Genomic DNA, 12,927 nt, shown 5'->3' on the forward strand with positions numbered 1-12,927 from the left:
CAAATTGTAAGTATAAAGGAAAGTGCAGTTTTTGTAAAGAAAAGAAGATGGATGCTTTTTCGAATAGCTGATTGCAAGTGTATAAATGATTTCGTGAAAATTAATGAGATAAAGGAGGATTGACTTTGAGTATTCAATTTTTACAGCAATTAGCACAAAGCACGGATAAGGAAATTGTCGCGATTGCTCGTGAAGAAGGCTTTAGCATTACGACTTCTGAAGTAAAAAAACTTCGACCTTATTTGGAGCAATTCTCATTTTCTTGGCTATTTTTAGGGATTCCTAAAGATATTCTTGTTGAAGTGGAGGCCGTTTTAGGAAGAAAGCGCTCTCGTCAACTTATCGCCTTGTTTACAAAATAAAAAAAGCCCGAAATCAGAACTAGCCTGATTTCGGGTTATTTCTGTTAGCCTTTTAAAGCTTCAATATGCTCAGGTTTAAAAGTACCACTTCGTAACATATCGATTTCCACTTTATACGGAGCTACCTTAGATTTAGCGTCACTCTTGAGAGGGACAAAGGGTGTTTCTAAAATTTTAGGAACATCCATTAATTGTGGATGGTGTACTACATAGTTAAGGGCATCAAAGCCAATATGACCAAAGCCAATATTTTCGTGACGATCCTTACCTGCACCGCGCACATTTTTGGAGTCATTGATATGCAATACTTTAATGCGTTCCACGCCTATAATTTTATCAAATTCGTTTAATACACCATCAAAATCTTCCACGATATTATAGCCAGCATCATGTGTATGACAGGTATCAAAGCATATAGAAAGTCGCTCGTTATTCGTTACACCATCAATAATTTTAGCAAGTTCTTCAAAGGAACGTCCACATTCCGTCCCCTTCCCTGCCATGGTTTCTAATGCAATTTGAACGGGATAGTCCTGAGATAATACCTCATTTAAACCTTCAATAATTTTAGCAATACCAGCATCAGCACCAGCTCCTACATGGGCACCAGGGTGTAAAACAATTTGCGTTGCCTCCAGTGCAGCAGTACGTTCAATTTCCGATTGTAGAAAATCTACACCGAGACGGAATGTTTCTGGTTTTTCCGTATTGCCAATATTAATAATGTAAGGTGCATGTACAACAATATTGGTCATCCCATGCTCTTTCATATGCAGGAGTCCATTCATAATGTTTAAGTCAGCAATGGCTTTGCGACGTGTATTTTGCGGTGCTCCAGTATAAATCATAAATGTATTGGCTCCGTATGACAGTGCCTCTTTACTAGAGCCAAGTAGCATTTCTTTCCCGCTCATCGAAACATGTGAGCCAAGTAACATGTAAAAGCCCCCTTATTTTTTACCGCGTGCCTTTAAGCGACGTTCACGTTTTTTAATTTTTTCCATTTCCCACTTCATATTACGTTTATAGCCAGGTTTTACCTTTTTAGGCTTACGTACCAACGCTTTTGCTTTCACATCAATTTCATTCTCTTGCTTCACACGATTTTTACGGGCATGACGCTCTTTTAACTCTGACCATTCGCCATCTTTTACATCTTTTTGTACAAAAGGAATGCCCATTTTTTCTACGCGAACTACTGCATCCTCATCTGATGGCTCAAATAAAGTAATGGCTGTCCCTTTATTGCCTGCACGCGCTGTTCGACCAACGCGGTGAATAAAGAATTCTAAGTCTTCTGGAATCTCGTAGTTAATAACATGAGAAATGCCTTGGATATCAATACCACGAGCAGCTAAGTCAGTTGCTACAATGTATTGGTAGTCAAGATCACGGATTTGCTTCATCATTTTTTTACGATCACGTGGACTTAAATCACCGTGAATTTGGCCACAACGGATACCATGCTCATTTAAATAGCCAGCAACGTGTTCTGCTGTCTTACGTGTGTTGGTAAAGATAACAGCTAAAAAGGGATTAATGCCCTCAATGACTTCTAATAAACGTTTATTACGCGATTTTGAGCGCACTGGTACAAGTACAAAATCGATACCTTCTGCCACTGGTCGTTTATCATTCATATGGACATGCACTGGTGCTTCCATGTATTTCTTTAAAAACGGCTGAAGTTTTTCTGGTATTGTTGCAGAGAAAACATACATTTCAAGCTTTTCGGGCATCTGTGAAGCAAATCCATCAATCTCTTCAATGAAGCCCATATCAAAAGCTAGATCCGCTTCATCGACAACTAAAATTGGTGCTGTATGCACAAATAACGCTTGTGCTGAAACAAGGTCACGAATACGTCCTGGTGTTCCAACAACAATTTGTGGCTGTGTTTTTAATTTATCAATGGAGCGTTGTTTGTCCGTACCCCCAATAAATAGTTTTGCTTGAATAGCTGTTCCTTCTATTAATTGATTTAATGCATCAAAAATTTGCTGTGCTAACTCTCGTGTAGGAGAAGTAATAACGGCCTGTACTTCCTGTTTTTCTACATCAATACGTTGAACAATTGGAATTAAAAAACTATGTGTTTTCCCTGTTCCTGTATGTGCCTGTCCAATAGCACTTTTCCCTTTTAATAAAAGCGGAATAATTTCTTTTTGAATTGGTGTCGGTTCTGTAAAGCCAAGATTTGCAATGGCGTCCTGCAAAAATGGCTGAAAATTATAATCAGTATATTTTGACATCATTCGTTCCTCCTAACATCTTTTTCATTGTACCATGATTCGAACTTTAAGGTATATTTACGTCCTATTTCTTACTAGCATAAACATATTTTTAATGTTTTATTATCACCGTAACAAAGCCCTTATCAAAGGTACTTGAAATACGCAGAATATGCAATCATAAAAGCGCTGTAACAATGTTCGAAAACGCTTGTAATATGTAATTTTTATGTCAATTTATAGGGAACTAATGATTAGCAGATTCCCCACATGTTATGATAGAGCTGTAAGATATTATGGGAGGTTGGTAGATTATGAAAGCAGCAAGATGGTATAAAGCAAAAGACATCCGTGTAGAAAACATTGAAGAACCAGTCATCGCACCTGGAAAAGTAAAAATCAAAGTACATTGGACAGGGATTTGTGGCAGTGATTTACATGAATACGCAGCTGGGCCAATCTTTATTCCAGTGGAGCAACCTCACTATGTAAGTAAAGACATAGCACCTATTGTAATGGGACATGAATTTTCAGGTGAAGTAGTTGAAATTGGCGATGGTGTTACATCTGTTAAAATCGGTGATCCTGTAGTAGTAGAACCAATCCTTGCATGTGGCGAATGTGCTGCCTGTAAAAAAGGTAAATATAATATTTGTAAACATTTAGGTTTTCATGGTCTTTCAGGCGGTGGCGGTGGATTCTCCGAATATACAATGGTAGATGAAAAAATGGTTCACAAAATGCCAGAAGGGCTTTCTTATGAGCAAGGAGCACTTGTTGAACCAGCAGCAGTCGCTTTACATGCTGTGCGTCAAAGTAAATTAAAAGCCGGTGACAAAGCTGCCGTCTTTGGAACAGGACCAATCGGGCTACTTGTCATTGAAGCATTACGTGCAGCGGGCGCATCAGAAATCTATGCTGTAGAGCTTTCAGCAGAGCGTGCCGCAAAAGCTTTAGAACTTGGTGCAACAGCCGTCATTAATCCTAAAGAGGAAGATGCCGTTGCGCGTCTACATGAATTAACAAATGGTGGTGTAGATGTTGCCTTTGAAGTAACGGGCGTTCCTGTGGTATTACAACAAGCTATTGACTCAACAACTTTTGAAGGTGAAACAATCATCGTGTCGATTTGGGAGTCTACAGCTGCTATCCAACCGAACAATATCGTTCTATCAGAGCGAACAGTCAAAGGAATTATTGCCTACCGCGATATTTTCCCAGCCGTAATGGAGCTGATGACCCAAGGTTACTTCCCTGCAGACAAGCTTGTTACGAAACGAATTGCTCTTGATGAAGTGGTAACAGAAGGCTTTGAGGCATTAATGAAGGAACGTAATCATATTAAAATTCTTGTAAATTCTCAAGCATAAAATACGATCAGGTAGAGAATAAAGCATTTCTCTACCTGATTTTATAGTTATTATTCTTGTCTATTATCCATTTTTTTCATGATAGTTAAATTCGCCATTAGAACGTTCACTTTATTTTCTCCAAAGATTCCTAGTGTTCGTTTCTCCGTATTTTCTTCAATGACTTTTTCAATCTCTTCTTCTGAAAGACCGCTTGCTAGGGCAATGCGCTTCACTTGAATGTTTGCAGCCTTCACACTAATATGTGGATCCAGCCCTGAGCCAGAAGCTGTCATTAAATCTGCAGGTATATCTTGGCGTTTTACTGTTGGGTTTGCAAGTAGAAACTTCTTGATATCTGCTTCAATTCGCTTCTTCAATTCTGGATTAGATGGTGCATAGTTAAAAGTTCCAGAAGTCACACCACTATAATTTAACTGACCATTTTTGTCTGGTACCGTATCATCCTCAGTATAAACATTGTAATGAATGGCTGAAACACGTCCCCAGAAATATGATGGTGCTGAAAAGGATTGACCGATCAGTTCTGAACCAACAGCTTTACCATTGATTTCTAGTAAACTACCATTTGCTTGATGATGGAGTAATCCTTGAGCTAAAGCAGTCACCGCAAAAGGATAGATTAGCCCACACAGTATAAACATTGTTATTGTAATCAGAATTGCTTGCTTTAAGTTCATAAATAGTTTTCGCATGTACCTTCCTCCTATAGCCCAAAACTACGGCATAGTGGACCAACTAGTATGTCAATTAACTTAATCCCAATAAAAGGAGCTATAATACCACCTATACCATAGACTAATAAATTTTTATTCAAAAGTTTTGTAGCACTCATTGGTTTATACGTTACTCCCTTTATTGCAATTGGAATTAACAAGGGAATAATGACTGCATTAAAAATTAAGGCAGAAATAATCGCACTTGTTGAAGAATTAAGTTTCATTATGTTTAATGCGCTCATCTCAGGTACAGCCACCATCAACATAGCAGGTATGATGGCAAAATATTTTGCTATATCGTTAGCGATACTAAATGTTGTTAAACCGCCACGTGTCATCAGAAGCTGCTTCCCTATCTCTACAATTTCAATAATTTTAGTTGGATTTGAATCTAAATCAACCATATTAGCTGCTTCTTTTGCTGCATTTGTACCTGAATTCATTGCAAGACCAACATTGGCCTGCGCTAACGCTGGTGCATCATTTGTACCATCACCAGTCATTGCTACTACCTTCCCTTGTGCCTGTTCATCCTTAATGACTTGAATCTTATCCTCAGGTTTGCTTTCTGCGATAAAGCTATCTACTCCAGCTTCCTTTGCAATGGCTGCTGCTGTAAGTGGATTATCTCCTGTACACATAATGGTTTTAATCCCCATTTCACGAAGCTGTTCAAAACGTTCCTTTAGTCCAGCCTTGACAATATCCTTTAGATAAATAACGCCTAAAATTTTATCATTCAGTGCTACGACCAGAGGCGTCCCCCCTACTGTAGATACTTGTTGAACCAGCAACTCTAGATTTGAAGGAATACTGTACCCTGCCTTCAAACTCTCTCTTTTTATCGTATCATAGGCACCTTTTCGAATTTTTGTGCCATCCACCCTATCCAAGCCACTCATTCGTGTTTGTGCAGTGAAGGGAATATGTTTACTTGTCTGGATAATGCTTTTTTCACCGTCCGTATTCACCCCTAATTCGCAAGCAAGCGATAAGATAGATTTTCCCTCAGGTGTATCATCTGTTAGAGAACTAAGCCATGCAGCTTGCATTAACTCTTCCCTGGCAATTCCTTTTACTGGTAGAAACTCAGCTGCCATTCGATTGCCATATGTTATCGTGCCAGTCTTATCTAAGATTAATGTATCCACATCTCCACAGGCTTCCACCGCTCTCCCAGACATTGCGATGACGTTAAATTGTGTTACCCTATCCATACCTGCAATACCAATTGCGGATAATAATCCACCAATCGTTGTAGGAATTAAACAAACTGTAAGTGCTATTAATGTTGCGATAGAAATTGGCACATTCAAATACATAGTCATTGGATAGAGGGACACTACCACTAACAGAAAGATAATTGTTAAACTTACTAGAAGTGTATTAAGGGCTATTTCATTTGGTGTTTTCTTACGGCTAGCCCCTTCAATAAGCGTAATCATTTTATCCAGAAATGATTCGCCAGGCAATGAAGTAATTTCAATCATTAACCAATCACTCGTAACCGTCGTACCACCCGTAACGGATGAAAAATCGCCACCTCGTTCTTTTACAACAGGGGCAGATTCACCTGTTATTGCCGATTCATCCACAGTAGCAATACCCTCAATGACTTCTCCATCATTTGGAATTACCTCTCCAGCTTGAACTAATACAATATCTCCTTTTTTTAGGTCATGGGCCTGTTTAAGGATTTCCGTACCATCATGAAGCAACACACGAGCCTTTGTCACTGTCTTTGTTTTTTTTAAAGTTTGAACTTGTGCTTTACCTCTTCCTTCTGCAATTGACTCTGCAAAATTAGCAAATAGAATTGTAACAAAAAGTAGGATAGCAACTATTCCATTGTATAATCGAGCATGTTCTTCTACTAAACTCCCAAACATATTTGGAAAAAGAACTAATAGCAGTACAAACAAAAATCCTACTTCTACAACAAACATAACAGGATTTTTTAGCATATAAGTGGGACTAAACTTTTTTAAAGCGTCTATCATTGCATTTTTCAGCATCTTACTTGTCAAAAAACTCTTTCTTACTGTTTCCATATGCTCTCTCCTCCATTAAGAATAAAGTTGTAAATGCTCTGTAATTGGACCAAGTGCTAAAGCTGGTAAAAATGTTAATGCACCAATCATTAAAACGATAGCCACTAGTAAAAAAGTAAAAGTAGTATTATCCGTTTTTAATGTTCCTATTGAATCACTGTGCCAAAATTTTTTGGCAAGTAGTGACGCAATCGCAAGTTGAATGATAATGGTTAAATATCGTCCAAAGAACATTGCAAGTCCTGTTGTTACGTTCCAAAATGTGGAATTATCTGCTAACCCTTCGAACCCTGAGCCGTTGTTGGCAGAGGCTGAAGCAAATTCATATAAAACCTGTGATAATCCGTGAGCACCTGGATTCGTTATGCCTGCTATTCCTGTTGGTGTTACAACTGCTAGTGCTGAAAATAGCAAAATAATAGCCGGATGAATCAAAATGCATAGAGCAATTAATTTCATTTCTTTCTCTTCAATCTTTTTACCTAAAAACTGAGGAGATCGCCCAATCATTAAACAGGCAATAAAAATTGTTAGTAGAACATACATCATCATGTTCATCAGGCCGACCCCTTTACCACCAAACACAACATTTAGCATCATATTAAACATCGGTACTAGACCCCCAAGAGGCGTCAATGTATCGTGCATATTGTTAACAGATCCTGTTGTAAACGCAGTAGTGACAGTGGTAAATAATGCTGATTGTACTACTCCAAAACGCATTTCTTTTCCTTCCATGCTCCCTAGCTCCTGTGTTATACCGAGTTCACTTATAATTGGATTACCAGCCTTCTCTGCTATGTACACAGTCACTAATCCGAGTAGAAACAATATACTCATTGCTGCAAAAATAGCTAAACCTTGTTTTCCAAAAATAGTTTTCTTTTTTCTATAAGCAATCATCAAACTAAAGGCAACTACACAAGCGCCCGGCAATAGCATCATCGATAACATCTCCACTATATTTGAGAGAACGGTTGGATTTTCAAAAGGTGTTGTTGAATTGGCTCCGTTAAAGCCCCCACCATTCGTACCTATATGCTTAATCGATTCTAGAGAAGCAACAGGTCCAAGTGCAATATCTTGTAATTTTCCTTCGATCGTTTGTACTGTTTTATTTGCACTTAAGGTTTGTGGTGTCCCTTGAGATACTAAAATAATGGCAACAACGATGGAGATAGGCATTAAAATACGCGTAATAACACGAACAAAATCAATAAAGAAATTCCCAATAGTATCTGTTTTCGCAACAAGGCGACGACAGAACGCCATACAAGCTGCATAACCAGTAGCTGCAGATGTAAACATCATGAAGATAATAACTAGCATCTGTGATAAATAACTGAGTCCAGATTCACCGCTATAATGTTGAAGATTTGTGTTGGTTATAAAAGAAATGATTGTGTTAAATGAAAGTGTAGCTTCCATATTGCTAATATTATTTGGATTTAAAAACAGGAATGATTGAATGCGCAACAAAAAATATCCAATAAAAACCATAATTGCATTTGAAAGTATTAATGAAAGTACATATTCTTTACCATTCATATCTACTTGTTTAATGCCACACAATTTATAAATTACTGCATCAACTTTGTCTAAAATAGGATCAAGCCATGTTTTTTGATGTAATGTTACCCGATATAGATAATGCCCAGTTAAGATAACGAGCGGTAAATAAATAATTAATACTATGGCTATTTGCCACATAGTGCATTACCTCCTAACAGCCTTTAATAATTTTCAGGACAAAGTAATGCATGCCCTAGATAACCAAACAAGAATACAAGTACAATCCCGATAAAAATCCACATTCCTATCTCCTCCTTATTGCTCGTCCACTAGTTTGAAGCACCATGTAGTTAATGACAAAAGACTTCCGAAGCTTATCAGTAACAATACAACCATATAAAAGTCCATCAATAAAATACCCCTCCTTCATTTAGGTTGTTCTCATCATACTGACTTTCAAATTAATGTAGTGTTAGGAAATCTACTTTTCTATTAAGAAAGCATAAAGAGGCAAAATCTTTATACTTTCTTAATGGGAGTTAACGCTATAATACAAATGAGGTGAACGAGGATGGAAAATACACGTCCAACTCCTGAGATGTTTTTAGCAAGACTTCAACAGGAGCAACAAATTTTAGGGAATTTAAAAATCTTTCTCGGTTATGCTGCTGGAGTAGGTAAAACTTACGCAATGTTAGATGCAGCACATCAAGCTCAAAAATTAGGTAAAGATGTGGTGGTTGGCTATGTAGAACCACATCCTCGTCCAGATACGTTAGCTTTACTAGAAGGGCTTGAGCAAATTCCGACGAAAAAAATAACCTATAGAGGAAAAGCTTTTTATGAATTAGATATTGATGCCGTATTGCAGCGCAAGCCAGAAATTGTTCTTATCGATGAATTGGCACATTCCAATGTTCCAACAATGCGGCACAAGAAGCGTTTTGGAGATGTTGAAGAACTACTGTCAAAGGGAATTCATGTTTATACAACTGTAAATATTCAACATATTGAAAGCCTTCATGACTTAGTAGAAGAAATTACTGACATTAAAGTACGAGAGCGTATCCCTGATTACTTAATTGATCAAGCATCTCAAATAAAAGTTGTAGACATTGAACCAGATGAACTAATACAACGCCTACAAGAAGGTAAAGTTTATGCAAAACAACAAGCGGAAAAAGCACTGCATTCTTTTTTCCGCAAACAAAATTTAGTATCATTACGAGAAATTGCATTACGTAGAGCAGCGGATACAATCAACTATAAACAAATAAACAACCATGAATCTGTCAAACACCCTGTACAAATTGAAGAACACCTACTAGTTGGTATCAGTAGTTCTCCTACAAATGCAAAAGTTATTAGAACCACTGCAAGACTTGCACAAGCATTACACGGTAAATTTACTGCTCTTTATGTACAAAACCTGCAGGAGCAAGAAGGAAGTAGTGCAAATTCAGAACGATTACAACAACACATTAAACTTGTGGAACAGCTTGGCGGCCATGTCGTCATCGTTCAAGAAGACGACGTAGCAGCAGCCCTTGCTAATTATGCTCAAATTAGTGGGGTCACGAAACTTGTTATCGGACGAACAAGTATGAGGAAAAAATGGTGGCGACCAAGCACAAAAATAAGTGACCGCCTGAATGAATTTGTTCCGAACTTAGCCCTACACATAGTACCAGATCAAGAAAATGAACCATTTTATTTTCCTATTATAAGTAATAAATTATCATTTGAATGGCTTGATTTGTTCAAAATGTTTATCGTATTTTGCTTCATATCAATTGTCGGCTTGTATCTATATTCAATAGGTATAAGCGAGTCAAACATCATTACAATTTACATTTTAGGGGTCCTCATCCTTGCTATTTGGTCAACTGGATCGATGATGAGTATTATTAACTCCATTATTGCTGTCTTACTTTTTAATTACTTTTTTACAGAGCCTCGATTTTCATTTGATGCTTATCATCGTGACTATCCAATGACATTTTTTATCATGTTTATCTCTGGCGTAATTACGAGTAGCTTAACAAAAAAGATAAAGGAGCAAACCATTATAGCCATTCGTAAATCTTATCGAATGGAGGTGCTCCTTGAAACAAATCGTAGGCTTCAACATGCTAAGTCTATTGAAGAAATAATAGTTGAAGGCATGTCTCAAATTGTTAAATTAGTAGAAAAGCCTGTACAATTTTTCGAAATAAATAACCAGGTAATTGAGAAATCATCTTTCTTTCGTACTGAAACAATGTCTAGTAGTGAAAATCAAAAAATAGCTGTACTTTTCGATAATCCAAATGAATGTGGTGTTGTTAGTTGGGTTACAAATAATAGGCATGTAGCAGGTGTATCTACAGACATCTTTCCTGAAGTGAACGCTTATTATATACCTGTTATTTCTAATGGAGATGTGAAGGGTGTTATAGGTATTGCCCTATCTAAAGTCTCCCCATTGCCTGCATTTGAGCGCAATATTTTGCACGCCATTATTAATGATTTTTCATTCGCTTTGGATAAATGGTATTTACAGAAACTTAATGAGGAAGTAGCGCGAGAAGCTGAAATGGAACAGATGCGAGCTAACCTTTTACGTGCAATCTCTCATGACCTTAGGACACCACTCACTGCTATCTCTGGAAATGCAGATATCTTACTCAACAATGCACCACTAATACCAGAGATTGAAAAAAATAAATTGTATGAAGATATTTATAAAAATTCAAAATGGCTTGTACAAATGGTTGAAAATTTACTAGCTGTATCTAAGTTAGAGGATGGGCAATTTGCGTTAGAAATGCAAATTGAACTAGTAGAAGATATTATTCAAGAGGCACTTTCCCATGTTATTCGTCAAAACAATACACATAAAATATCTTATGAAATTAAACCTGAGTTTTTATTTGCTTTAATGGATGCTCGACTCATCATACAAGTTTTCATTAATATTATCGATAATGCATTGACTTACACCCCACCAGGTAGTGCCATTACGATCATAGTGAAAGAATCAGATGGATTCGTAAGTTTTAGTATTTCTGATAATGGGCCTGGAATCGATGACGCTTTAAAAAGTAGCTTGTTTGAACCATTTACAACTGGAAAAGTACAACGCAGTGATAGTAGACGTGGTCTTGGTTTAGGCTTAGCACTCTGTCAAACAATTTTAAAATTACATGGTAGTAGCATAAACGTTTCAGATAATAAACCACAAGGAACGATTTTTAACTTTTCGCTGAAAAAAGGAGTAATGAAATTTGATGAGTAAAAGAATTCTAGTAGTTGAGGACGATGTAGCAATTGCCAATTTAATTAAAATGACATTAGCGACAAACCATTATGAATTCGACATTGCACGTGATGGTAATAGTGCCCTTCAAAAGGCTCTTACCATAAAACCTGACGTTTTTATTTTAGATTTAGGTCTACCAGACATAGATGGCGTAGAACTAATCACAAAAATTAGAAGTTGGAATCAAACACCAATTATTGTCGTAAGTGCTCGTGGAGAAGAACATGATAAAATTAATGCTTTGGATGCAGGTGCAGATGATTATGTAACAAAGCCATTTAGTGTGGAAGAATTATTAGCAAGAATTCGGGTTGCCTTAAGAAGAATGGCCTATGAACAACCACTTGAAAAAGAGAATCCCATTTTCACAAATGGTTATCTTCAAATTAATTATGTTGATCATACAGTATTTGTAAATGGAAAAGAAATACATGTGACGCCGATTGAATATAAACTTTTAATTGTTTTATCCAAAAATGTTGGGAAAGTTCTAACACATAATTATATTTTAAAGGAAATCTGGCAAAACGCTCTTCAATCAGATGTTCCAAGTTTACGAGTTTTTATGGCTACACTTCGAAAAAAAATAGAAGTTAATCCAGCACAGCCCAAACTTATTCAGACACATGTACGGGTAGGCTACCGAATGCTTCGCTATCATGAAGAGGATGAATGAATATGGAGCCTAAGGTCTAGCTGTATTTGGACTTCTACTTTACAAATTCCATATTACATTTTGCTTTTATGTAGCTTTATTGAACCCTCCTATTAGCCTTTGCATATCATAGCTATAGTCAGGTATGTCATCAATGAAAAACAAGTAGAAAGGAGATCATTATGGTATTTCGACCACCTTATCCATACCCAATGTATCCGGGTGGCATGAGAATGCCCATGCCCATGCAAACACCTCCACAGATGTCGCCACAGTCCTTTTTCCCGCCTGGAGGCTTCCCTGTTCAACCACGAATTCCAGGCGGCTTTCCAATGGCTAATGGAATAGGTTCATTTGGAGGGCAAATGCCGATGCCACCTGTGCAAGAAGCTTCGAAAGTCGGTTCATTTTTACAGCAAGCCAACAGTTTATTTAATACAGCCAAAACCTATACCCCTTATATCCAACAAGCTATGCCGATGGTGAAAAATATTCCATCACTTTTAAAATTGTATAAAGGATTCCAAGGACTTCCTTCCGCTGGCGGTGGAGCAACAGAAGCAGCAGGAAGCGATAGTAAGGCTGCTGGAAGTAGACGGTCATCTAGGCAAAGTGCATCATTTACGCCTCCCGAGCCACTTCCATCTAAACCACGTATTTTCCAACCACCAATGTAAATGAACGTTTCTTTGTATTCACTGTCACTGTCCGTTATAATGTAGATAG

10 protein-coding genes are annotated in these 12,927 nt (G+C 37.4%); 5 read left to right on the forward strand and 5 right to left on the reverse strand.

Annotation, left to right across the window (positions count from 1 at the left end):
• Nucleotides 1-125 precede the first annotated feature (125 nt).
• Nucleotides 126-362: a Nif11 family protein gene (locus NYE73_RS16455; protein ID WP_004227236.1), complete on the forward strand. Its 237-nt coding sequence runs from the start codon at nucleotides 126-128 to the stop codon at nucleotides 360-362.
• 44 nt (nucleotides 363-406) lie between these two features.
• On the opposite strand, the gene NYE73_RS16460 is transcribed toward NYE73_RS16455, so the two are convergent.
• Complete coding sequence (locus NYE73_RS16460) at nucleotides 407-1,300, reverse strand: deoxyribonuclease IV (protein WP_048392217.1); 894 nt, start codon at nucleotides 1,298-1,300, stop codon at nucleotides 407-409.
• A 12-nt stretch (nucleotides 1,301-1,312) separates the two neighbouring features.
• On the reverse strand, nucleotides 1,313-2,614 hold the full coding sequence (locus tag NYE73_RS16465) for a DEAD/DEAH box helicase (RefSeq protein WP_048392216.1): 1,302 nt from the start codon (nucleotides 2,612-2,614) through the stop codon (nucleotides 1,313-1,315).
• 293 nt (nucleotides 2,615-2,907) lie between these two features.
• On the opposite strand from NYE73_RS16465, the gene NYE73_RS16470 reads away from it, so the two are divergent.
• A complete protein-coding gene (locus tag NYE73_RS16470) occupies nucleotides 2,908-3,963 on the forward strand; it encodes a 2,3-butanediol dehydrogenase (protein WP_048392215.1) in 1,056 nt (351 codons plus the stop codon).
• 50 nt (nucleotides 3,964-4,013) lie between these two features.
• On the opposite strand, the gene kdpC is transcribed toward NYE73_RS16470, so the two are convergent.
• From kdpC to kdpA, 3 genes are read right to left on the reverse strand one after another with little or no spacing between them, the layout of a single operon-like run.
• Entirely contained in the window at nucleotides 4,014-4,658 is a 645-nt protein-coding gene (gene kdpC / locus NYE73_RS16475) for a potassium-transporting ATPase subunit KdpC (RefSeq protein ID WP_259950847.1), read from the reverse strand.
• An 11-nt stretch (nucleotides 4,659-4,669) separates the two neighbouring features.
• Nucleotides 4,670-6,733 carry a potassium-transporting ATPase subunit KdpB gene (gene kdpB, locus NYE73_RS16480; RefSeq protein ID WP_259950846.1) on the reverse strand — a complete coding sequence of 688 codons (2,064 nt, stop codon included), beginning with the start codon at nucleotides 6,731-6,733 and terminating at the stop codon, nucleotides 4,670-4,672.
• Between the two features lie 15 nt (nucleotides 6,734-6,748).
• Complete coding sequence (gene kdpA, locus NYE73_RS16485; protein WP_103118448.1) at nucleotides 6,749-8,443, reverse strand: potassium-transporting ATPase subunit KdpA; 1,695 nt, start codon at nucleotides 8,441-8,443, stop codon at nucleotides 6,749-6,751.
• A 373-nt stretch (nucleotides 8,444-8,816) separates the two neighbouring features.
• Here kdpA and NYE73_RS16490 point away from each other — a divergent pair, with 373 nt between their 5' ends.
• The 3 genes from NYE73_RS16490 to vrrA all read left to right on the forward strand — a co-directional run bounded on the left by NYE73_RS16490 (nucleotide 8,817) and on the right by vrrA (nucleotide 12,878).
• Entirely contained in the window at nucleotides 8,817-11,522 is a 2,706-nt protein-coding gene (locus tag NYE73_RS16490) for a sensor histidine kinase (protein ID WP_259419305.1), read from the forward strand.
• A complete protein-coding gene (locus tag NYE73_RS16495) occupies nucleotides 11,515-12,222 on the forward strand; it encodes a response regulator transcription factor (protein WP_004227221.1) in 708 nt (235 codons plus the stop codon). Before NYE73_RS16490 ends, NYE73_RS16495 begins: the two co-directional genes overlap by 8 nt.
• A gap of 161 nt (nucleotides 12,223-12,383) precedes the next feature.
• A complete protein-coding gene (gene vrrA / locus NYE73_RS16500) occupies nucleotides 12,384-12,878 on the forward strand; it encodes a VrrA/YqfQ family protein (RefSeq protein ID WP_004227219.1) in 495 nt (164 codons plus the stop codon).
• Nucleotides 12,879-12,927: the final 49 nt, after the last annotated feature.

It is taken from the genome of Lysinibacillus sp. FSL K6-0102, from assembly GCF_038003545.1.
Classification (GTDB): domain Bacteria; phylum Bacillota; class Bacilli; order Bacillales_A; family Planococcaceae; genus Lysinibacillus; species Lysinibacillus capsici.

Bases quoted from the DNA above. Each gene is read 5' to 3' on its own strand.
- kdpA (WP_103118448.1), bottom strand. From the start codon at position 8,443: ATGTGGCAAATAGCCATAGTATTAATTATTTATTTACCGCTCGTTATC.
- kdpB (WP_259950846.1), bottom strand. From the start codon at position 6,733: ATGGAAACAGTAAGAAAGAGTTTTTTGACAAGTAAGATGCTGAAAAAT.
- NYE73_RS16465 (WP_048392216.1), bottom strand. From the start codon at position 2,614: ATGTCAAAATATACTGATTATAATTTTCAGCCATTTTTGCAGGACGCC.
- NYE73_RS16460 (WP_048392217.1), bottom strand. From the start codon at position 1,300: ATGTTACTTGGCTCACATGTTTCGATGAGCGGGAAAGAAATGCTACTT.
- vrrA (WP_004227219.1), top strand. From the start codon at position 12,384: ATGGTATTTCGACCACCTTATCCATACCCAATGTATCCGGGTGGCATG.
- NYE73_RS16470 (WP_048392215.1), top strand. From the start codon at position 2,908: ATGAAAGCAGCAAGATGGTATAAAGCAAAAGACATCCGTGTAGAAAAC.
- kdpC (WP_259950847.1), bottom strand. From the start codon at position 4,658: ATGCGAAAACTATTTATGAACTTAAAGCAAGCAATTCTGATTACAATA.
- NYE73_RS16490 (WP_259419305.1), top strand. From the start codon at position 8,817: ATGGAAAATACACGTCCAACTCCTGAGATGTTTTTAGCAAGACTTCAA.
- NYE73_RS16495 (WP_004227221.1), top strand. From the start codon at position 11,515: ATGAGTAAAAGAATTCTAGTAGTTGAGGACGATGTAGCAATTGCCAAT.